19 protein-coding genes are annotated in these 22,132 nt (G+C 67.7%); 9 read left to right on the top strand and 10 right to left on the bottom strand.

Annotated elements, in window-relative coordinates:
• Positions 1 to 14 precede the first annotated feature (14 nt).
• Positions 15 to 821 (top strand): alpha/beta fold hydrolase, encoded by an 807-nt coding sequence (locus ASG69_RS05970; RefSeq protein WP_056441194.1) that lies wholly within the window; start codon positions 15 to 17, stop codon positions 819 to 821.
• Here ASG69_RS05970 and ASG69_RS05965 read toward each other — a convergent pair.
• Positions 802 to 1,221 (bottom strand): rhodanese-like domain-containing protein, encoded by a 420-nt coding sequence (locus ASG69_RS05965; protein ID WP_056441192.1) that lies wholly within the window; start codon positions 1,219 to 1,221, stop codon positions 802 to 804. The two genes, ASG69_RS05970 and ASG69_RS05965, sit on opposite strands and share 20 nt — an antisense overlap.
• Positions 1,222 to 1,314: 93 nt before the next feature.
• Here ASG69_RS05965 and ASG69_RS05960 point away from each other — a divergent pair, with 93 nt between their 5' ends.
• From ASG69_RS05960 to ASG69_RS05940, 5 genes are all read left to right on the top strand, one after another.
• Positions 1,315 to 1,773, top strand: coding sequence for an Lrp/AsnC family transcriptional regulator (locus ASG69_RS05960; protein ID WP_056441188.1), 459 nt, complete (start codon positions 1,315 to 1,317; stop codon positions 1,771 to 1,773).
• Positions 1,774 to 2,040: 267 nt separating this feature from the next.
• On the top strand, positions 2,041 to 4,263 hold the full coding sequence (secA2, locus tag ASG69_RS05955; RefSeq protein ID WP_056441185.1) for an accessory Sec system translocase SecA2: 2,223 nt from the start codon (positions 2,041 to 2,043) through the stop codon (positions 4,261 to 4,263).
• A 131-nt stretch (positions 4,264 to 4,394) separates the two neighbouring features.
• Positions 4,395 to 6,170, top strand: coding sequence for an N-acyl-D-amino-acid deacylase family protein (locus tag ASG69_RS05950; RefSeq protein WP_056441181.1), 1,776 nt, complete (start codon positions 4,395 to 4,397; stop codon positions 6,168 to 6,170).
• Positions 6,167 to 6,772, top strand: a complete 606-nt coding sequence (locus ASG69_RS05945) for a TetR/AcrR family transcriptional regulator (RefSeq protein WP_027506160.1) — start codon at positions 6,167 to 6,169, stop codon at positions 6,770 to 6,772. The genes ASG69_RS05950 and ASG69_RS05945 overlap by 4 nt, the downstream gene beginning before the upstream one ends.
• The gene (locus ASG69_RS05940; RefSeq protein WP_056441179.1) at positions 6,769 to 7,626 is read left to right on the top strand and encodes an alpha/beta fold hydrolase; all 858 of its coding nucleotides are present in this window, start codon (positions 6,769 to 6,771) and stop codon (positions 7,624 to 7,626) included. The genes ASG69_RS05945 and ASG69_RS05940 overlap by 4 nt, the downstream gene beginning before the upstream one ends.
• Before the next feature lie 8 nt (positions 7,627 to 7,634).
• On the opposite strand, the gene ASG69_RS05935 is transcribed toward ASG69_RS05940, so the two are convergent.
• The 7 genes from ASG69_RS05935 to ASG69_RS05905 form a co-directional block, all read right to left on the bottom strand.
• Positions 7,635 to 8,849, bottom strand: a complete 1,215-nt coding sequence (locus ASG69_RS05935; RefSeq protein ID WP_056441175.1) for a low temperature requirement protein A — start codon at positions 8,847 to 8,849, stop codon at positions 7,635 to 7,637.
• 51 nt (positions 8,850 to 8,900) lie between these two features.
• A complete protein-coding gene (locus ASG69_RS05930) occupies positions 8,901 to 9,212 on the bottom strand; it encodes a hypothetical protein (RefSeq protein WP_200933790.1) in 312 nt (103 codons plus the stop codon).
• Positions 9,213 to 9,576: 364 nt separating this feature from the next.
• Positions 9,577 to 10,689: an ABC transporter ATP-binding protein gene (locus ASG69_RS05925; protein WP_027506158.1), complete on the bottom strand. Its 1,113-nt coding sequence runs from the start codon at positions 10,687 to 10,689 to the stop codon at positions 9,577 to 9,579.
• An 11-nt stretch (positions 10,690 to 10,700) separates the two neighbouring features.
• The gene (locus ASG69_RS05920; protein WP_027506157.1) at positions 10,701 to 11,582 is read right to left on the bottom strand and encodes a carbohydrate ABC transporter permease; all 882 of its coding nucleotides are present in this window, start codon (positions 11,580 to 11,582) and stop codon (positions 10,701 to 10,703) included.
• Entirely contained in the window at positions 11,582 to 12,529 is a 948-nt protein-coding gene (locus ASG69_RS05915) for a carbohydrate ABC transporter permease (RefSeq protein WP_056441173.1), read from the bottom strand. The genes ASG69_RS05920 and ASG69_RS05915 overlap by 1 nt, the downstream gene beginning before the upstream one ends.
• Positions 12,529 to 13,878: an ABC transporter substrate-binding protein gene (locus ASG69_RS05910; protein WP_027506155.1), complete on the bottom strand. Its 1,350-nt coding sequence runs from the start codon at positions 13,876 to 13,878 to the stop codon at positions 12,529 to 12,531. Before ASG69_RS05910 ends, ASG69_RS05915 begins: the two co-directional genes overlap by 1 nt.
• Before the next feature lie 7 nt (positions 13,879 to 13,885).
• Positions 13,886 to 14,908 carry a sugar-binding transcriptional regulator gene (locus ASG69_RS05905; protein ID WP_056441169.1) on the bottom strand — a complete coding sequence of 341 codons (1,023 nt, stop codon included), beginning with the start codon at positions 14,906 to 14,908 and terminating at the stop codon, positions 13,886 to 13,888.
• 69 nt (positions 14,909 to 14,977) lie between these two features.
• Here ASG69_RS05905 and ASG69_RS05900 point away from each other — a divergent pair, with 69 nt between their 5' ends.
• Both ASG69_RS05900 and ASG69_RS05895 read left to right on the top strand, forming a co-directional pair.
• Entirely contained in the window at positions 14,978 to 16,000 is a 1,023-nt protein-coding gene (locus ASG69_RS05900; protein ID WP_056441166.1) for an NAD(P)-dependent alcohol dehydrogenase, read from the top strand.
• Entirely contained in the window at positions 15,997 to 17,472 is a 1,476-nt protein-coding gene (locus ASG69_RS05895; protein WP_056441163.1) for a mannitol dehydrogenase family protein, read from the top strand. The genes ASG69_RS05900 and ASG69_RS05895 overlap by 4 nt, the downstream gene beginning before the upstream one ends.
• A 15-nt stretch (positions 17,473 to 17,487) precedes the next feature.
• Here the strand turns inward: ASG69_RS05895 and ASG69_RS05890 are convergent, their stop codons facing one another.
• The gene (locus tag ASG69_RS05890) at positions 17,488 to 18,705 is read right to left on the bottom strand and encodes an L-talarate/galactarate dehydratase (protein WP_321163680.1); all 1,218 of its coding nucleotides are present in this window, start codon (positions 18,703 to 18,705) and stop codon (positions 17,488 to 17,490) included.
• 416 nt (positions 18,706 to 19,121) lie between these two features.
• On the opposite strand from ASG69_RS05890, the gene ASG69_RS05885 reads away from it, so the two are divergent.
• Positions 19,122 to 20,693 carry an ABC transporter substrate-binding protein gene (locus ASG69_RS05885; protein WP_056441161.1) on the top strand — a complete coding sequence of 524 codons (1,572 nt, stop codon included), beginning with the start codon at positions 19,122 to 19,124 and terminating at the stop codon, positions 20,691 to 20,693.
• 1 nt (position 20,694) lies between these two features.
• Here the strand turns inward: ASG69_RS05885 and ASG69_RS05880 are convergent, their stop codons facing one another.
• Positions 20,695 to 22,089: a xylulokinase gene (locus ASG69_RS05880; protein ID WP_056441158.1), complete on the bottom strand. Its 1,395-nt coding sequence runs from the start codon at positions 22,087 to 22,089 to the stop codon at positions 20,695 to 20,697.
• Between the last annotated feature and the right edge of the window lie 43 nt (positions 22,090 to 22,132).

Genomic DNA, 22,132 nt, shown 5'->3' with positions numbered 1-22,132 from the left:
GCGACCATGGCACCGTGGACTTCGCGACGAACCCGGTGGACGGCACCCGCATCGCCTGGTCGGTGACGGGTGACCCCACCGGCCCGCCGGTGATGCTGGTGCACGGCAGCCTGTTGTCGCACCAGATCTGGCGCACCTTCGGCTACGTCCGTGCGCTGCGCGACCGGTACCGCCTGATCCTCGTGGACCAGCGTGGACATGGCCGGAGCGAGGCTCCTCGCGACGTCGAGGCCTACTCGATGGACCGTGTCAGCGAGGATCTGGTCGCCGTCCTGGACGCGGCGGACGTGGCCGCCGCGCACTACGTCGGCTACTCGTTCGGCGGGCGGTCCGGCCTCAATCTGGTCACCCGCACTCCCCAGCGTGTCGCATCACTCGTCGTGGGCGGAGCCGGATCGGGGCCGCAGAAGGGCGCGCTGGACAGCCTGTTCTTCGACGGCAGCGCCGACGTCCTCGCCGAACGGGGAATGGACGGGTTCGTCGACGAGTGGGCGAACCGCCGCGGCTTCCCGGTCGACTCCGGCACTCGAGCCGCGTTCCTGCGCAACGACTCCGAAGCGTTGGCCGCCTACTTCCGGGCATCGGACGACGATCCCGGTATCGCCGACGACGCCGTCCGCGCCACCACGGCGCCGACTCTGTTCTACGTCGGCTCCCGCGACGTCCAGCGTATCGACGACACCCGTCGCACCGCATCGCTGATCGCCGGCGCCGAGTACGAGGAGCTCCGCGGGTACGACCACGCGACGGCCGTGGCCGCGCCGGAGGCCGTCGAGCTCGTGTCCAGGTGGCTGAGTGAGGTCACGTCGTCGGAGCGGTGAGCGGATCGGGTGCTCGCCGTGTACGTCCGGTGTCGGACACGACGGCGAAACCTTCCCGTGCCCAGTACTCGAATCCTCCGATCAGTTCCCGCACGCGGGAGTAGCCGAGGCGACTGAGCGCCAGGGCCGCTCGGGTGCTGCCGTTGCATCCCGGTCCCCAGCAGTAGACGACGATGTCGGCGTCGCGATCCGGCTCCACCTCGGCGATGCGCGTGCCCAGATCGGCCCCGACGATGTGCACCGTTCCGGGAATGCGTCCCGCACTCCAGGACGCGTCCGAACGAACGTCGATGATCAGCGGCCCCGCACCACGGGATCGCTCGGCGGCAAGATCGGCGGGATCTGTCTCGAACCTCAGTTTCGCGGCGAAGAAGTCGGCGGCGGACGGTGTCTTTTCCATGACCTCAGCCAATCCTGTTCGGGCGACTGGGAGAAGTGGCGATCACCGGCTGATCGCACTAAACGGCATCGATCGGCCGGTATCGTTTCCATTGTGCCGCGTGATCCACACCCCGAAGTCGACGAGATCGACCGGCGACTGCTGGACGAGCTGCAGAGTGACGGGCGCGCGACCGTTGCACATCTGGCCCGAGTGGTGAACCTGTCGTCGAGCGCGACGGCCGACCGCGTCCGCCGCCTGACCGACATCGGCGTGATCACCGGCTACTCCGTCACTGTCGATACCGAGGCGCTCGGCTACACGGTCTCTGCGTTCGTGCGCCTGGCGTACCCGTCGGGCAACTACGGTCCGTTCGACGCGCTGGTGGCATCCACTCCGGAGATCATCGAGGCGCATCACGTCACGGGTGACGACTGCTTCATCATCAAGGTCCTCGCCCGCTCGATGCGGGATCTCGAACGCGTCACCGGCCGGCTCGCCACCCTCGGCTCCATCACCACCAACGTCGTGTACTCGAGCCCACTCCCCAGTCGGCGCATCACTCCTGCATGACGGCCCGTCGGTGGCCTGGACCTTCGATCAACGCACGTCGCGCAGCCATGCGATGCCCACTGTGACCATGGTGAACGTCGTCCTCTCGAAGCCGTCCGTCTCAGGTGAGGCGGTTCCCGCGTCGGACGCGCGGCGACAATGGGTGTGCGCACCCCTTCCGGTGACCGCACACCCATATCCACCGGCCGCAGACCGTGTGCGCTCACCGCTGGGGGTGTGCACACGGCTTGCGGCCGCACCTACGGGCCCGTCGGTAGCCTGGCGAACATGGCGTCACGGTTCTGGTCCCTGCTCGGTCGTTCGGTCGCGAAGGGGCATGCGCGGTCGCGAGGTGCCGTGGATGCCGCCCGGGCGCTCGAGGACCGCCACCGCGACCTCGACGCGGACGGTCTGCGTGCCGCGGCCGACGGTCTGCGCGGAGCCGGCTCCTTCGACGTGCCCGCGTTCCTCGCGCTCGCCCGCGAGGCGTCCGATCGCGCGTTGTCCCTGCGCCCCTTCGACACTCAGCTCTACGGAGCCGTACGGCTGCTGGAGGGCGACGTGATCGAGATGGCGACGGGTGAGGGGAAGACGCTCTCCGGCGCCGTCGCGGCCGCCGCCTACGTGCTGCAGGGCAGGGACGTGCACGTGGTGTCGGTCAACGACTTCCTCGCTCGACGCGACGCCGAGTGGATGGGCCCGTTCTACGACGCTCTCGGAGTCACGGTCGGGTGGATCACGGCGGAGTCGACGGCGGACGAGCGGCGCGCTGCCTACGGGTGCGATGTCACTTACGCCTCGGTCAACGAGGTGGGCTTCGACGTGCTGCGCGATCATCTGGTGGACGATGTCGAATTGCTCGTCTCCCCGACCGCGGACGTCGCCGTCGTCGACGAGGCCGACTCGGTGCTCGTCGACGAAGCTCTGGTGCCCTTGGTTCTCGCCGGTTCGATCGATCAGGACGTGTCGGCCGACGACGTGCTCGACGCCGTGCGATCCCTCGACGCGGACACCGACTGGGAGGTCGACGCCGAGCGTCGCAACGTGTTCCTGACCGATGCCGGGGCCGAGAAGCTCGAGGACGCACTGGGCGGGATCGATCTGTACAGCGAGGAGCACGTCGGCACCACGTTGGTGCGCGTCAATCTCACCCTGCACGCAGAGGTGTTGGTACGCAGGGATGTCGACTACATCGTGCGGGACGGTCGGGTACAGCTGGTCAACGCCTCCCGCGGCCGTGTCGCGGAGCTGCAGCGTTGGCCGGACGGTCTCCAGGCCGCGGTCGAAGCGAAGGAAGGCCTGGCGCGCACGGAGACCGGGCAGGTCCTGGACACCATCACCGTGCAGGCCCTCATGGGTCGGTACCGTCGCGTGTGCGGAATGACCGGAACGGCTCTCGCAGCAGGAGAACAGCTTCGGACGTTCTACGGCCTCGGGGTGTCGGTGGTCGAGCCGAACGAGCCGCTTGTCCGCGTCGACGAGGTCGACCGCGTGTACGCCACCGCTCCCGAGAAGAACGCGGCCGTCGTCGCCGCGGTGTTGGAAGCCCACGCCACGGGGCAGCCCGTGCTCGTGGGGACGCACGACGTCGAGGAGTCCGAATCGCTGGCCGCCCGGCTCGAGGACGCCGGAGTGCCGGTGGTCGCCCTCAACGCGAAGAACGACGCGGAGGAGGCCGAGATCATCGCGCGGGCCGGACTGCGCGATGCGGTGACCGTCTCGACGCAGATCGCCGGCCGCGGCACCGACATCAGGCTCGGGGACGGCGTGACCGACCTCGGCGGCCTACTCGTGATCGGCACCGCGCGGTACGTCACCGAGCGCCTCGACAACCAACTACGGGGACGCGCGGGGCGACAGGGTGATCCGGGCCGCTCCGTGTTCTTCGCCAGTTGGGACGACTCGCTGGTGACGCGCTATCTCGAGAAGAGCGACCGACCCGGCCACCCCGACGACACGGGTTTCCTCGAGACGGAGGTCGCGGCCAAGCGCATCGACCACGCGCAGCGCGTCGCGGAGGGCGCGATGCTCGACACCCACGCGTCCACCTGGCGGTACAACCAGCTGACCGCCCAGCACCGCGACATTCTCGACACGCGTCGGGCCGCGCTGCTCGGCACCGACGAAGCGTGGGACCTGCTGGCCACCCGTAATCCCGAGCGTGCCGCGGAACTGGAGGCCGTCGACTCCGACGCCCGCGTACGCGCCGCCCGGCGCATCGTTCTCCACCATCTCGACCGCGCGTGGTCCGACTACCTGGCGCACCTCGGCGATGTCCGCGAGAGCATTCATCTCCGGGCACTCGGCCGACAGAACCCGCTCGACGAGTACCACCGCATCGCGATCGAGGCGTTCGCCGAGGTGCAGTCCCGTGCCCTCGAGGAGTCCGACCGCACCTTCCTGACCTCGACGATCACCGACGACGGTGTGGACCTCGAGTCGGCGGGGCTGGTGCGTCCGTCTTCGACCTGGACCTATGTTCGCGAGTCGCACCGTCCACTCGCGTTCTGAGTGGCCTTCGGCCCCGTGCGCCCTTTGCGTATCCGGAGATGCGCAAAAGGCGCACGGGGGACGAAGTCCCACTATTGCGAGTGATCACTCTCTAAGTTACGGTGAGCCCATCGCACAGTGATGGAGGTCACATGAACGAGTCGCACTTCGATGTGGTGATCAGCGGCGGGACCGTCTTCGACGGAGATGGTGGGCCGGGAGTTCGCCGCGATGTCGGCATCGTCGACGGCGTGGTCCGTGCCGTGTCCTCGGACGCGCTCGACATCGGACCGGACACCGAGGTCATCGACGCCACCGGCCAGTGGGTCATGCCGGGATTCGTCGACGTGCACACTCATTACGACGCGGAGGTCCTGGTGGGGCCGGGCCTGAGCGAGTCGGTGCGCCACGGCGTGACGACGGTGCTACTCGGCAACTGTTCGCTCTCCACCCTGTACTCCACTCCCGTCGACATCGCCGACCTGTTCAGCCGCGTCGAGGCCCTCCCCCGCGATCACGTGCTCAAGGCCGTCGACACGCACAAGACCTGGTCGGGCCCGGAGGAGTACATCGCCGCGCTCGAGCGCCTCCCGCTCGGACCGAACATCGCTGCGCTGGTGGGGCACTCGGACCTGCGCGCCCACGTCATGGGACTCGACCGGTCGACCGACCGCTCCCAGCGACCGACGCGCGAGGAGACGGCGCAGATGGCGGACGCTCTCGAGAAGGCACTCGACGCGGGCATGCTCGGCATGTCCACGATGACCAATCCCTGGGACAAGCTGGACGGGGATCGATACCGCTCGCGCTCGCTGCCGTCGTCCTACGCGTCGTGGTCGGAGTTCCGGCGTCTGCACAAGATCCTGCGTCGCCGCGGCCGTCTGCTGCAGAGCATTCCGAACCTGAACACCAAGTACGACATGGTGTTCTTCCTCGGCGCCGCGACGGGCATCGGCCGACGCGCACTGAAGGTCTCGCTGCTGGCCGCCGCCGACGCCAAGGCCTCGCCGTGGATCCACCACATCTTCGGTCCGCTGGCCGCTGCGGTGAACGGACCGGGCAAGGGGCAGTTCCGCTGGCAGCACCTGCCCACGACGTTCGACGTCTACTCCGACGGAATCGACCTGGTCGTCTTCGAGGAATTCGGTTCCGGCAGAGCAGCTCTGCACCTTCGTGAGGAGCTCGGCCGTAACGAACTGCTGAAGGACGAGGCGTATCGACGCTGGTTCCGCGCCGACTTCGAGAAGAAGTTCTCCTCCCGTGTGTGGCACCGAGACTTCGGCGACGTCATCATCACCGAATGCCCCGACTCGTCCGTCATCGGCAAGAACATCGCAGAGTTGGCACGGGAGCAGGGGATCCACGTCGTCGACGCCTTCCTCGACCTGGTGGTCCAGCACGGCCGGAAACTACGCTGGCACACCACCATCGCCAATCATCGCCAGAAGCAGATGGACAAGCTGATCACGAAGCCCGGTGTGACGGTGGGGTTCTCCGATGCCGGGGCGCACCTGCGCAACATGGCGTTCTACAACTTCGGCATCCGCCTGCTGCGGCGCGTGAACGACGCCCGCGAGTCGTTCCTGACGGTCGGCCAGGCGGCTCACAAGCTCAGCGGCGAGCTCGCCGACTTCTACGGCGTCGACGCCGGCCACCTGCGTCTCGGCGATCGCGCCGACATCGTCGTGGTGAATCCCGCCGGCCTGACGGACGAGGTCGACGCGTACAACGAGGAGACGATGCCGGAATTCGGGGGTCTCAGCCGCATGGTCAACCGTAACGACACCGCGGTCACCGCGACGCTCGTCGGCGGACGAGTCGCGTATCGCGAGGGCCGATTCGCCTCCTGGTTCGGGGTGTCCGAGCGGGCGGGCCGATTCCTGCGAGCGGGGGTGAGGACACCTGCGGCCACTACCGTGTCCGTGTGAGACGAACGCAGGAAGAGCGCCGCACCGACACCATCGCGCGACTCCTCGACGCGACCATCGCGTCGCTGTGCGAGAAGGGTTACGCCGCCACGACGGTCAACGAGGTGGTGACCCGCGCGGGAGTGTCGTCGGGTGCGCTCTTCCGGCACTTCGCCACCCGTCTCGATCTCGTCGTGGCCGCGGCGGACGAGGTCCGGAGGCGCCAGTTCGAGGAGTTCCGCGCCGGGCTGTCCGGCTTCGGCTCGGCGTCCGTCGAGCACTGCCTGACGTTGCTGCGCGCCGCGTGCCGGGCGCCGATCAACGGTGCCTGGTACGAGCTGCTCATCGCCGCCCGGAGTGACGATGCACTGCGGGAGCGTCTCGTTCCGTTCACCGTGCGCTACCACCAGGAGATCACCGACCTCGGACGCTCGCTGCCGATCGCGGGCACGATTCCCGCGGCGGAACTCGATACGGTGCTCTTCACGGTGGTACACCTCCTCGACGGGGAAGCCCTCTCCGCCGTGGTGCATCCGCAGCCCGAGCAGGACGAGGTGCGGCTGCACCTCGTCGCGCGACTGCTCCGAGGAGAGTCGCTGTACAGAAGGAGCGAGGCAGGATGACCGAGCCGCACAGCAGGTGGACCGCTCACTCGACGGGTGCCGCACTGGCCGTGTTCGAGTACGGCGATCCGGAGTCGGACACGACGGTGCTGCTCGTGCACGGGTATCCGGACGACCACACCATGTTTCACCCGATGATCGACGCCATCGGTGATCGCGCCCGCGTCATCGCCTACGACACGCGCGGTGGTGGCCGCACCGTCGTCGAGCACCCGGAACGGTCCGAGTCGTTCGCCATCGAACGCCTGGCCGACGACACCTATGCGGTGGTCGAGTCGATCCCCGATCTCCGCGGAGCGGTCCACGCCTTCGCCCACGACTGGGGTTCGGTGCAGATGTGGGAGCCGATGCGCGATCCCCGCGCCGCCGAGGTGTTCGGATCGTTCACCTCCGTCTCCGGTCCCAGCATCGACCACCTCCGCGAGACGTCGCGTCGGCGCGGACTGCGGCCCACCCAGTGGCCGTCGGTGCTCGGTCAGCTCGCCCGGTCGTGGTACATCTGGGGCTTCCACGTGCCGGTCCTGGGAAAGTACGTTCCGACTCTGTTCGTCCAGTCCGGTCCCGCGGACCCCGCTCCCGCCGCGGATCCGCTGAACATGCAGCGCGGTGTCGAGCTTTATCGCGCCAACATCATTCGGCGCATGCTGTCCGGGCCACCACCGCGGTGCGACGTACCCACACTCGTCGTGGTTCCGCTGAAGGATCGCTTCCTCTCCCCCGATCTGGTCCAGGACGTCGACCGCTGGGTCCCCGACCTGACCGTCCTGGAGGTCGACGCGAAGCACTGGTGGCCCTGGAGTCACCCGGGAGACGCGGCGGACGTGCTGCTCGACCACGCCGGCCGGGACCGATAGCCCCGGCGTCAGGTCTCGGTCGTGTCGACCGAACTGCGGCGCCGACGGATCACCCCGGTGACGACGGCCGTGATCGCGCCGACAGCGAGGACGATGGCCGAGGCGAACGGGAGCCTGGTGTCGACGAGACCCAGCACGACGACGACGGGAATGGCCAGCGCCGGCCACGGGAACACCGTTCTCCAGTCGCCGGAACTCCAGCCGAGAACGGCGCAGATCCCGACGACGAACAGCGCCACCCCACCGGACAGGGACCAGCGCCCGGCATCGGTCAGTTCGCCGACGGGATGCAGGACGTACTGCTGGATCCCGACGCCGAGGAGAGCGACACCCAGGGTGAGAGGGAGGTGCCCGTAGACGTACCCGTCGGCACGGCCACTGCCCACCACCCGCTCGTCGTCCTGGATCTCCGTCTTGGCCTCCGCGCCGCCGATGTCGAAGTACATCCACCACACGGCTGCAGCGATCGTGAATCCGAGTGCCGCGACGGCGACGGACGAGAACATCCAGTGGGTGTCGTGCATCCCGAGCACCACAGCCGAGATCGACTCACCGAGAACGAGAATGACGAAGAGCCCGAACCTCTCCGGCAGATGCTCGAGGTGCAGCGGAACATCCGGTCCCCAGTGGGTCGCGGCGAACGGCGCCGCGGCCTCCACCATGATTCCCACCGCCCACAGCACGTAGGTGATCGGTGACAGGGTGAGCAGCGAGACCGTCCAGATCACGACACTGACGCCGGTGGCCGCGAGGTACAGATCGATCGTGACGCGGACGTCGGGGATGTGCCGCCGTGCGCGAAGATACAGACCGGCGAGAATCACCCGCGTCGCGATGTACCCGGCTCCGAAGGCGACGGTCCCGTCGCCGCCCACCGCCGTCGCGGCACTGGCGGCCATCACCGCCACGGCGAAGGTGGCGGCGAGTTTCAGCAATCGGTACAGGACGTCGTTCGTGTCGAACCTGTTGGCGTACAACGTGGTGGTCACCCAGGACCACCACGTGACGGCGAAGATTCCCGCGAACTCGGCGATGCCCTGCCAGCGAAGGTCGTCCTTCAGTGCGAGTGCGAGTTGGTGCACGACCAGCACGTAGGCGAGGTCGAAGAACAGCTCCAACCGGGTCGCGCCGCGATCGGCCTCGGTCCGCAATTTCGGCGGACGCACGAGCGGAGTGCGCTGGTCGGCTCCCGCGTCGGTGTCGTCGTCCGGTGTCGTTGCCACGTCATCACCACTCTGCGGTTGCGACCCGGACAGACCTCGCGGATCGGGCGATCAGCCGACGATGCGCGACACTACGCCGCGAGTGACCTCCTCGGGACGGAACTGCTCGCTCGCGTCCTGCGCCTTCAGACGTCCGTAGTCGTTCTTCAGCAGTGCTGTCGCACCGGCGAGATGGACACCGATGGCCGCGGCGTTGACCGGCGTCCACCGATCCCATCCCTTGTTGGTGACAGCCCCGGTGGAGGCGGCGGTGTCGGTGTTCGACGACGCCTCGTTCAGTGCGACGGCATTGGCGAGGGTTCCGCCGAACCAGGCCGCGAGTCCGACATCGTGGAGCAGGTGGGCAAGGGTGGCACGGGCCATGAGAATTTCCTGTGTCGAGAGCGAGTGCCTCGAACTACCCTCGTGCCGTGCGCTGAAACGTGTCGACCGGTCCAGGACGTCGACCGCCGGGTGCCGGACCTGACCGTCCCGGAGGTCGACGCGAAGCACTGGTGGCCCTGGAGTCACCCGCGAGACGCGGCGGACGTGCTGCTCGACCACGCCCACAGGAACCGACAGCCCGCAGGCGAGTGTGAGTACACGCGATCGACGAACACTCTGCCGATCCGCAGAATCACCGGCAATCCTGTGGCCGCACGCTCACATGCGAGGTCCCGCGACGGTGGACGGGTGTGGGAACGGTCTTCCCGGCACGTTCCCACACCCGAGTCTTGCCCCCTGCTGCTCAGGCCCCGATCCGCTCCCCCGAGGTCGGGTGGAACAGGTACGCGGTGCCCTCCTGCTTGGTCAGCGTGACCTTCTCGCCGATCCGCGCGGGTGCCCTCCTGGGAGAGCGTGCCACGATCGTGGCCGGTGTGCCGTCCGAGGCGCGGATCCGGGTGTCGTCGAAGCTGGCGTAGAGGTAGCTCTCGTTGCCCAGTTCCTCCACGAGGTCGACGGTGACCAGCAGTCCGTCGTCGTCCGCGGAGCCGATCGCGAGCTGTTCTGGACGCAGGCCGAGGGTCACCTCGTCGAGTCCCGCGGCGGCGATGGCGGTGAGCTGGTCGCGCTCGAGGGGGACGGTGCGCTCACCGACCTTCAGGCCGCCGGACACGACGGGCACCGTGAACAGGTTCATCGCCGGCGAGCCGATGAATCCGGCCACGAAGGCGTTGACCGGGTGGTCGTAGAGCTCGGTCGGCGCGGCGAACTGCTGCAGCTTGCCGTCCTTGAGGATCGCGACGCGGTCGCCCATCGTCATGGCCTCGACCTGGTCGTGGGTGACGTACACGGTGGTCGTCCCCAGCCGACGCTGCAGCGCGGCGATCTGCGTGCGTGTCTGTACCCGCAGTTTGGCGTCGAGGTTCGACAGCGGCTCGTCCATGCAGAACACCTGGGGCTCACGGACGATCGCGCGGCCCATGGCGACGCGCTGCCGCTGACCGCCGGAGAGCTTGCCGGGCTTGCGATCCAGGTACTCGGTGAGGTCGAGGAGTCGGGCCGCCTCGGCGACGCGGGCCTGACGCTTCTCGAGGCTGACCCCGCGCATCTTGAGCGCGAAGCCCATGTTCTCGCCGACGGTCTTGTTGGGGTAGAGCGCGTAGTTCTGGAACACCATCGCGATGTCGCGGTCCTTGGACGGCACACCGACCATGTTCTTCCCGCCGATCTCGATGGCACCGCCGTCGATCTCCTCGAGACCGGCGAGCATCCGCAGCGCGGTGGACTTCCCGGAGCCCGACGGGCCGACCAGGACGACGAACTCGCCGTCCTGGATGTCGAGGTCGAGCGAGTCCACCGCCAGCTTGTCGGCGCCGTCGTAGATGCAGGACGCTTGCTTGTACGAGATTGCAGCCATGGTTCTTTCTCCTACTTGATGGCGCCGAAGGACAGGCCGCGCACGAGCTTGTTCTGCGCGAACCATCCGGCGAGGACGACGGGGAGGGCTGCGAACGTCGCAGCGGCGGAGAGCTGGGCCCAGTACAGGCCCTGCCCGGTGATGAAGCCGACGAGGTAGACCGGAATCGTCTGTGCCTGAACGGCGGTGAGGTTGACGGCGAAGAAGAACTCGTTCCACGAGAAAATCACACAGATCAGCGACGTGGCCGCGATGCCGGGCGAGACCAGCGGCAGGATGACCTCCCGCACCGATGTCCACAGCGAGGCCCCGTCCATGCTCGCGGCCTCGAGCAACTCGCTCGGGACCTCGAGGAAGAACGACCGCATCATCCACACCGCGATCGGCAGATTCATCGCCGTGTACAGGATGATGAGCGCCCAGATGTTGTCGAGCAGACCGATGTCGCCGACGATGACGTACAGCGGCACGATGGCCGCCACGACCGGCAGCATCTTCGTCGAGATGAAGAAGAAGAGCACGTCCTGCGTCTTCTTCACGGGACGCAGCGACAGGGCGAATGCAGCCGGGACACCCAGCAGCAGAACGAGAATCGTGGACACGACGGTCGCGAAGGCCGAGTTGAGCAGCGTGGTGCCGATGCCGCTCTCGAGAACGCCGCGGTACTGGTCGAGGGTCGGGGTGAAGAAGATCTTCGGCGTCGCGGTGTACGCATCGGCTTCCTGCTTGAACCCGGTGATGACCATCCACAGGACCGGGAAGAAGAAGGCGATGCCGGCGACCCAGGCGACGAAGGACCAGATCGATCCGGGCCCCCATCGCTTCTTGCGTGTGATCGGCGCGGTGACGCTCGGAGTTCCGCTGCCGGCGCTCCGCTCGGTGGTGGTACTCATCAGGCAGCCTCCTCTTTCCCGCTGAAGCTCGTGAAGATCAGTCGCAGCGCCAGTGTGCTGACGACGATGGTGGCCACCACGGTGACGACGCCCATGGCCGCGGCCTGGCCGATGTCGAAGCCGAGGAACGCTCGTTGATAGATGTAGAACGGCAGGTTCGACGACGCCACACCCGGGCCGCCGGACGTCATCATGTAGACGGCGTCGAAGGTGTTGATGAGGTAGATGGCGCCGAGGACCGCTCCGAGCTCGATGAAGCGTCGCAGATGCGGCAACGTCAACTCGCGGAACAGTGCGACGGGCCCGGCGCCGTCCACCCGCGCCGCCTCCGCGATGTCCTTCGGCATCGACTGCAGTCCCGCCAGGATGAGCAGCATCATGAAGGGGGTCCACTGCCAGACGAGGTTGGTCATGACCGCGGCGAGCGGGAACCGCGAGACCCAGTCGATCTGGTCGACCCCGAACGGGCTGAGCACGAAGTTGATGAGGCCGAACACCGGGTCGAACATGGTGGTCTTCCAGATCAGTGCACCGGCGACCGGGGTGATGAGGAACGGAGTGATCAGCAGGGTGCGGATCAGACTGCGGCCGATGAACTTACGGTCCAGCAGCAGTGCGAGCACCAGGCCCAGCGCCACCGAGATGATCACCGTGCCCACGATCATGATCACCGTGTTGAACGCGACCGAGCGGAACTGGCTGTCCCGGAACACGTCCACGTAGTTGTTCAGACCGTTGAACTCCCGCGATCCGGGGCGCACCAGGTTCCACGACTGCGTCGAGTAGTACAGCGTGAACAGGAACGGGATCTGCGTGACGACGATCGCGAAGACCATGGCCGGCAGCAGGGGACCGCGGCGCCGCCACCCCTCCGCCTTCGAGATCACCCGTTCGCGAGGAACGAACGGCGTCTCGGATCTCGCCGAGCCGATTTCGGTCGTGGTCATCACTGATCCTCCTGATACGTCTTGCCGACCACCTCGGCGTACTGCTGCGCTTGAGCGAGCGCGTCCTGGACGCTGATCTGTCCTGCCACGGCGGCGCTGATCTGCTGACTGACCCGAGTGCCGAGATCCTGGAACTCGGGGATGGTGAGGAACTGGACGCCGGTGTACGGCACCGGATCGACCGTCGGGTTCAGCGGATCGGCATTGTTTATCGAGTCGAGCGTGACCTGACCGAAGGCGGCCGATGCCTCCTTGTACTCCGGGATCTCGTAGGTGGACAACCGGCTTCCCGGTGGCACCCGCTCCCAGCCGAGCTCGGTGCCGACCTTCTTCAGGTACTCCTTGTTCGTCATCCACGACACGAACTTCCAGGCGTCGTCCGGGCTCTCCGACGTCGTCGGGATGCCGAGCGACCAGGAGTACAGCCACCCGTTGTCGCCCTTTGCCGCCGACGGGGCCTTGGCGTACCCGATCTTGCCGACGACGTTGCTCGACGTGGGGTCCTCGAGCACCGACACCGCCGAGGTGGCGTCGTACCACATGGCCGTGTTGCCCTGTGCGAGTTGCGTTCCGCACTCGCTGAAACCGCTCGTCGCCGCGCCGGCCTGTCCGTGCGACCGGACCAGGTCGACGTAGAACTGCACGGCTTCCTCGACCTGCGGACTGTCGAGTTGCGCGTTCCAGTTCTCGTCGTACCACCGGCCGCCGAAGGCGTTGATGACGGTGTCGAGGGGCGCGAGCACCTCGCCCCAGCCGGGCTTGCCACGCAGGCAGATGCCGGACATGCCCGGACGGTCGAGTGTCGCGGCGGCCTCGGCCACCTGGTCCCAGGTGGGCTCGGCCGGCATCGTGATGCCTGCTTCCTCCATCAGGTCCTTGCGGTACATGAGGAAGGACGACTCACCGTAGAACGGCACCGAGTACATGCTTCCCTCGTAGGACAGCGACTCCTTGAGAGACGGGATGAAATCGTCCTCGTCGTATCCCGGTGTGGCCTGCGCGTACTCGGACAGATTGGTGAGCCACCCGTTCTCGGCCCATTGCGGCGTCTCGTAGTTGCTGATCATCACCACGTCGAACTCACCACCGCCCGTGGCCACCGACGCCGTGATCTTCGCGCGCGCCTCGTTCTCGGACAGCGAGACGAACTTCAGGTTCACACCCGGGTTCTCGGCCTCGAACTCCGGTGCGAGCGAGATCGCGTCGGACATCTGCGAGTTGGAGACGATGGCCACGGTGATGGTCGTGCCGCCACCGTCACCTCCGAACGATCCCGCGCCCGCGCAGCCGCTCGCCGTCAGCACGGTGGCTGCGGCGAGGGCGGCGAGTGGGACGAATCGTGATGTCACGTCGGTACTACCTCGATTCCTTCATGGGGTTGCTGCCGTGCTCGTCGAGAAGGTCCAGAGCACAGGCGATATCGGTCACCAGGACGGTGGCGAGACGGCCGCGCAGAGCGGCCCGGATCGCGGCGTGCTTGCGCGCACCGCCGGAGATGAGGAGCGTGGTGGCGCAGTTCCGGATGTCGTCCAGCGGCACCGAGACCGTGCGGTCGGTCAGTGAGCTGTCGACGTCGGCGCCGTCGGAGTCGAAGAACCGACCGCCGATCTCACCGACCGCACCGAGTCGATCGAGTTCGGACAGGAGGTCGGCGTCGAGGAAGCTTCCCTCGAACAGCGTCGTCGACGTCGACACCGGGCCCAGTCCGAAGAACATGAGGTCCGCGGTGCGTCCGGCGTCGAGCGCCTTGGACATCAGCGAGTCCTGTTGCAGCGCGACGACTGTCGCCGGGTCGGCGTAGAGAGGGGCGTTGAGCCGCATCGGCGTCGCCTGCAGTTGCTCGGCGCAGCGGGTGAGGACGAAGTCGACACCGGTCTGGTAGTCCGCGGTGCTCATGGATCCGTCCAGCTGCACCACGCGGGCGCAGCGGCTGCCGCCTCCCTGGAGCGACTGCGCCACCGCAACCGTCTCCGGCCCCCACGTGAAACCGAGTGTGTGAGCAGGCTGCACGCGCCGGGTGAGGATGCCCGACGCGGCGCGCCCCACCGCGTCGTACCGACCGCCGGCGTCGTCGATGGTCGACGTGACCACCAGCGCCTCGTCCAGGCCGTACCGCTCCTCGAGTCGACGTTCGAGATCGGTGTGCACCGATCCGCTGATCTCCTCGGGCACGTGGATCTCGATGCGCACGAGCCCGTTCGCCCGAGCCCGAGCGACGAGTCGACCTGCCGTGGGACGGGAGACACCGAGCTTGGTGGCGATCTCCGCCTGGGTCGCGCCCTCGACGTGGTACATCGTCGCCGCACGCAGCGCGAGCCTCAGCTCGTCGCTCGAACTCGGCGTCGTCACGATGTCGCTCCCGGTCGTCGAGGTGAGCATCTGCTCACCTGGTGTTCATCTGCTCACTTAAGCTAACATCCAGGTGTGATCCACACAACAGTCGATTCCATGCGTGCCGCAGTTCTCACCGAACCGGGACACATCGAGACGCAGACGCGACCTGTGCCGACGCCGAACGCAGGTGACGTCCTCGTCCGGGTGGCATCCGTCGGGGTCTGCGGATCGGATGCGCACTACTACCGCGAGGGTCGCATCGGCGACTTCGTCGTCGAGTCGCCGCTCGTTCTGGGCCACGAGGCGTCGGGTGTGATCGTCGCCGTCGGTGACGGCGTCTCCCCTCGGCGAGTCGGGTCGCGAGTGTCCATCGAGCCGCAACGACCCGATCCCGACAGTCGCGAGACCCGATCGGGCCACTACAACCTGTGCCCCCACATGGAGTTCTATGCGACCCCTCCCGTGGACGGTGCCCTCTGTGAGTACGTGACCATCGGATCCACGTTCGCGCACGACGTCCCCGACGACGTGTCCGACGACGCCGCGGCCCTCTTCGAGCCCCTGTCGGTGGCCATCGCGACCGCACGCAAGGCCGGGATCACCGGCGGCTCGCGAGTGTTGATCGCGGGCGCCGGGCCGGTCGGAGTGCTCACGGCGCAGGTCGCACGCGCCTTCGGCGCCACGGAGATCGTCGTGTCGGACATCTCGGCCGACCGCCGCGCCAACGCCACGCGGTACGGGGCGACCCGCGTGATCGACCCGGCGGACGAGTCGGTGCACGACCTCGACGTCGACGTGTTCGTCGACGCGTCGGGCGCACCCCGCGCAGTGCAGGACGGGATGCGCGCCGTGCGCCCTGCGGGCAGAGTGGTGCTCGTGGGCATGGGCGGAAACGAGTACCCGATTCCCGTGTCCGTGATCCAGAACCGGGAACTGTGGGTCACCGGCGTCTTCCGCTATGCCGACACCTGGCCCACCGCACTGGAACTCGTCCGCACCGGACGAGTCGAGCTCGACAGCATGGTGACGGGTCGGTTCGACCTGGATCATGTCGAGGACGCACTGAATCACGACCGCACCGACGGCAGCATCAAGGCTGTCGTCACCGTGACACCCAGTCAGGAGACCCTCTCGTGAAGCTGTCCGCTGCCACCCTCGCCCAGCTTCCCGACGACGTGGACGTGCCACGGTACGACCGCTCGGCGATCACCACCGGGATCGTCCACTTCGGCGTCGGCGGCTTCCACCGTGCGCACCAGGCGATGTACGTGGACCGGCTGCTCCGCACCGACTTCGAGTCCGCGTCGAGCTGGGGCATCTGCGGCGTGGGCGTGCTGCCGGGTGATCGCCGTATGAAGGACGTCATGGACGCCCAGGACTGTCTCTACACCCTGGCACTGCGGCACTCCGACGGCTCGTGGGACACCTCGGTCATCGGATCCATCACCGAGTACCTCTTCGCGCCGGACGATCCCGAGGCGGTGATCGAGAAGCTCGCCCACGCCGACACCCGCATCGTCTCTCTCACCGTCACCGAGGGCGGCTACAACTTCTCGGCCACCACGGGCGAGTTCGACGCCGAGAACCCGGCTGTGCGAGCGGATCTGGCACCCGATGCGGTACCGGGCACGACCTTCGGACTGGTGTGCGAGGCGTTGTCCCGCCGGAAGGATCGCGGGCTCGCGCCGTTCACCATCATGTCGTGCGACAACATCGAGGGCAACGGACACATCGCCCGATCGACCTTCACCGCGTTCGCCCGCCTGAAGGATCCCGCACTGGCACAGTGGATCACGGACACCGCGCAGTTCCCCAACTCCATGGTCGACCGCATCACGCCCGTCACCACACCCGACGTCGTCGACCAGCTCGCCTCACGGTACGACCTCGCGGACCAGTGGCCCGTGGCCGCGGAGCCGTTCACCCAGTGGGCGCTGGAGGATCACTTCACCCTCGGCCGGCCGCCGTTCGAGGACGTGGGCGTGCAGGTCGTCGACGACGTCACACCGTACGAGCTGATGAAGCTGCGCCTGCTCAACGCGAGCCATCAGGCCCTCTGCTACGTCGGATACCTCAGTGGCTACCGGCTCGTGCACGACGTCACGCAGGACGCACTGTTCGCCGAGTTCCTGTTGCGCTACATGGACGAGGAAGCCACTCCCACGCTGCAACCGGTTCCCGGAATCGACCTGGCCGAGTACAAGAAGACGCTGATCGAGCGCTTCTCCAATCCGGAGATCCGGGACACCGTGGCCCGGCTCTGCGCCGAGTCGTCGGACCGGATCCCGAAGTGGCTGGTCCCGGTGGTGCGCACGAACCTCGGGTCCGGAGGGCCGGTCGCACTGTCCGCCACGGTGATCGCGAGCTGGGCGCGCTACGCCGAGGGTGTCGACGAGCAGGGTGAGCCCATCGAGATCGTCGACCGTCTGAAGGACACGCTCACCCCGCTGGCTCGGCAGCAGCGCGAGGACCCCCTCGCGTTCGTGCGGAACCGGGAGTTGTTCGGGGATCTGGTGGACGATCCGCGCTTCGTCGACGCCTACACGTCGGCTCTCGACTCCCTGCACACTCGCGGAGCCCGCGCCACCGTGGAGTCGTCGGTGCGCTGACGCGCCCGGAGGCCCTCACACGTGCACCTCCGCCACGGTCCACGCGTGCGCCTGCTCGCTCAGGCTGAAGCCGAGGCCAGGACGTTCGGACAGGTGCATCCGCCCGTCCCGCGTCTCCAGGTGCTCCTCGAACAGCGGATCCAACCAGTCGAAGTGCTCCACCCAGGTCTGCAGAGGATAGGCAGCCGCGAGATGCAGGTGGATCTCCATCGCGAAGTGCGGCGCCATCTGCAGGCCGTGATGCTCGGCGAGTCCTGCGAGCTTCAGGAACTGCGTGATCCCACCGATGCGCGGCGCGTCGGGCTGGATGATGTCGACGGACCCGGCCTCGATCAGGCGCACGTGCTCGCCGACACTGGCCAGCATCTCACCGGTCGCGATGGACGTGTCGAAGGTCCGCGCGAGCATGGCGTGGCCCTCGGCGTCGTAGGCGTCGAGTGGTTCCTCGATCCACACCAGATCGAACTGTTCGAGAATGCGGCACATCCGGGTCGCCGTCGGTCGGTCCCACTGCTGGTTCGCGTCGACCATCAGGGGTACGTCGTCACCCAGGTGCTCGCGCACTGCGGTCACCCGAGCGATGTCCTGGCGCCAGTCCGGCTGTCCCACCTTCAGTTTGATACCGCCGATGCCGGCCGCGAGAGACGCGGTCGCGTTCTCCAGCACCTCCTCGATCGGGGTATGCAGGAAGCCGCCGGACGTGTTGTACGTCTGCACGGCATCACGGGTGGAGCCGATGAGTTTCGCGAGCGGGAGCCCGGCGCGCTTCGCCTTCAGGTCCCACAGTGCGATGTCGACTGCCGCGATCGCCTGGGTGGCGACGCCGCTGCGACCGACGGAGGCACCGGCCCAGACGAGAGAGCTCCAGATCTTACCGATGTCACTGGGATCCTGACCGATCAGCACAGGCGCGATCTCTCGCGCGTGGGCGAACTGCGCAGGGCCGCCGGCACGTTTGGAGTAGCTGAACCCGATGCCCTCGTGCCCCTGCTCGGTGCGTATCTCGACGAAGAGGAACACCACCTCCGTCATCGGCTTCTGCCGTCCGGTGAGCACTTTCGCGTCGCTGATCGGTGTGGCCAGAGGGAGAACGACGGAGCGCAGGGTGACGTCCGCGATGCGATCGATCGTGGCGGCCCCGGGCGCGAGCGCACGAACGGCCGCGTCGGGCGCGGTGAGCCCGCTGGTCGGCCGGGTGGTGCTGCGCTCGGGGGTCTCTCGCGTGTCGGTCACAGTCGGCTCCTCCATCGGGTACGTGGTCCAGCTCACACGCTAGAAGCCGCACTGATGCGCGTCCAACACTGATGTCGCATCGGTCGATGCCGACCGAGCATCACTGCATGTCCCGACGAGTGGCGCTCCGGCCGCACCACATCGGCATCGAACGATGCGGAAATCGCATGTGTCGGTTCACGATCCGGACCGGTCGATCTCTGACCACGTATCGCCGCAGGTGGGTGACTCGAGCGGCGTCGGCGTCGTCACCTCGATGGTGACGCGGACGGTCTCGACGACGGCTCGACGCCGTTGACGACCTCGACAACCGCTCCTACGTTGTGTCCACCGTCACAGGATCCGATCACCACAGCCCACCTGTCCGGTGTCACTCGAATCCCCCGTCCACTCGGACGTCATACCCGGAGGTCGACATGAGCCCTGCACCGCGACACCGATCCGGGACGCTCGCCGGCGTGCTCGTCCTCGCGCTCACCGCCTCGGCGTGCTCCGTGGCCAACACGGACCGCAGCTCGGTCACCGATCCGGACACCCTGCGCATCGTCCTGAGTCAGGAACCCCCGACGCTTGAGGCGTGCGACGTCTCGCAGACCTCGATCGGCGTCGTCACGCGGTCGAACATCACCGAACCTCTCATGGAGCGGAACCCCACCACCGGTGATCTCGAACCCAAGCTTGCCGACTCCTGGGAACAGAACTCCGACCGCCAGTGGACGTTCCGTCTGCACCCCGGAGTCACCTTCAGCGACGGTCGACCGTTCGAGGCCGCGGACGCCGCGCACTCCATCGAACGCACCGTGAACTCCGACATCGGATGCAACGTCGAGGGATACGTGTTCGGCGACGCCGATCTGACCGTGGCCGTCGTCGATCCGCTGACCCTGACGGTGGCAGCGCCGAACCCGGATCCCATCCTCCCGCTGCGGATCTCGTTCGTGGAGATGATCCCACGCACCGCCAGCATCACGGAACGCGAGCGGGAACCGGTCGGCACCGGACCGTTCGCTCTCGACACCTGGGACTACGGCCAGCGGCTGACCCTGGTGCGCAACGATCGGTACTGGGGGCCTCGGCCGGAGTTCGCCCGTGCCGTCTACCAGTGGCGCAGCGAAGGCAGCATCCGCGCGTCGATGGTCTCGGGAGACGAGGCCGACATCGCGACCGGTATCGGACCGGAGGACGGTGCCGGGGACCTGGGTGTGGCCTACCCGAACAACGAGACCACCGCGGTTCGGATCCAGGTCGGGGAGCCACCCCTGGACGACATCCGGGTGCGGCAGGCGATCAACTATTCCATCAACCGGAACGGCATCGTGCACGCCCTCTTTCGCGATCTGGGACGCCCGGCGGCCCAGTTGGTCTCGCCGGGAGTCGTCGGGTACGACGACGATCTCGAGGCGTGGCCGTACGACACGGAGAAGGCGCGAGCACTGCTCGACGAGGCACGAGCGGACGGCGTGCCGGTCGATGCGAAGATCCGACTGATCGGCCGTACCGGTCAGTTCCCGAAGGTCAACGAGACCCTCGAGGTCGTCCAGAACGCACTGTCCGAACTGGGCATGAACATCTCGATCGAGATGATGGACTCGGCCGGTACGTCGCAGTACCAGGAGCGCCCCTTCCCCGCCGACGCCGGCCCGTACCTCCTGGTCATCCAGCACGGCAATCAGGCGGGTGACTCGGCCTTCACCGTCGACCAGTACTTCACGAGTGACGGATTCCAGAGTGCCTACGGAACACCGGAGTTCGACGCGGAGATCGCCGCGGCCGGCCAGCTCACGGGTGACGCCCGGCAGGATGCGTACGCCCGCCTCTTCGAGGAGGAGCCGACGAAGATCATGCAGATGGCCTACATCGCGCACATGGAGGGCGTGCTGGCGAAGTCGGACAGAGTCGACTACACACCCGACTCGGCCACCGTCGACGAGATGCACCTCGCTGCAATGACCCACGCCGACGACGAGTCGAACGCCACGGGGCGCTGACCTACCCGGCACCCTCCGTCAGGTCCCGCACCTCGGCGTAGCGTTCGCGCACCGCCGGGGTCGGGTCCGCCTCGTACCGGGGAATGTCCGCCGCGGCCCAGGTGGGCGGTTCGGCCCCGCCGGACAGCACCCAGGCCGCCTGGCGCGCGGCCCCGTCGGCCACGTACTCACCGGGCGGCGGGACGTCGACGGGCATGCCGAAGACTCCCGGCGCGAGGACGCGCACCGCCTCGGACTTCGCGCCCCCGCCGACGAGCAGCACTCGCGACACGGTCGCACCCTGCGCCACCAGGTGGTCGATCCCGTCGGCGAGACTGCACAGCAGACCCTCGATCGCGGCGCGCGCGAGGTGCGCCGGGGTCGAATTACCCAGGCGCAGGCCATGAATCGCGCCGGTCGCGCCGGGCCTGTTCGGTGTGCGCTCCCCCTCGAGGTACGGCACCATGACCAGGCCCTGGCTCTCCGTGGACAGCGCGAGCCGCGACAGCTCGTCGTGGTCGACGCCGAGCAGGCGCGCGGTCGCATCGAGCACGCGCGCGGCGTTCAGTGTGCAGACGAGAGGCAGTTGACGACCGGTGGCGTCGGCGAAGCCGGCCACCAGTCCCGACGGGTCGCGAGGAGCCACGGCGGACACGGCCGAGACGACGCCGGACGTGCCGATGGAGACCACCAGGTCACCCTCGCCGGCACCCAGAGCCAGTGCCGCAGCGGCATTGTCACCGGTTCCGGGCCCGATGGCCGCGCCTCCGGAAGTCGTGCCGATCCGTGTCGAGGGCGCCGCCACGGTGGGCACGTGCGGGGTGCGCCCGCGAAGCGCGAGACCGAGCAGATCGACGCGGTACTCGTTCGTGGCCGCCGAGAAGTATCCCGTGCCGCTGGCGTCACCCCGATCCGTGGCCAGGGCGTCGAGTCCGCGAGCACCGCCGAGGCGCCAGGACAGCCAGTCGTGCGGAAGACAGACTGCCGCAGTGCGATCGGCGTTCTCCGGCTCGTGATCCGCGAGCCACCGCAGCTTTGCCGCGGTGATGGACGCGACCGGCACCACGCCCACGGCGTCGGCCCACTCCTGGCCTCCACCCAGCTCGGTCACCAGGTCGCGCGCCGACTCGGCGGAGCGAGTGTCGTTCCACAGCAACGCCGGTCGGACGGTCTCGCCCGCCTCGTCGAGACACACCATGCCATGCTGCTGCGCTCCGACGGAGACCGCGTCGACGCCGTCCATTCCACCGGCGTCCGCGAGAGCGGTCTCGAGAGCCTCGTGCCACCGGGCCGGGTCGATCTCGGTGCCGTCGGGATGGCCGGCCCGACCGTGGCGGACCAGCTCACCGGAATCCGCGTCCCGAACAACGATTTTGCACGACTGGGTGGACGAATCGACACCCATCACCAACGCCACGACCTCGCCCCTTCACCGTCACGTGCGTTCCGGCAGCTCACCG

Source organism: Rhodococcus sp. Leaf225 (assembly GCF_001426145.1).
Classification (GTDB): Bacteria; Actinomycetota; Actinomycetes; order Mycobacteriales; family Mycobacteriaceae; genus Rhodococcoides.
This window is presented reverse-complemented; position numbering and strand designations above follow the sequence as displayed.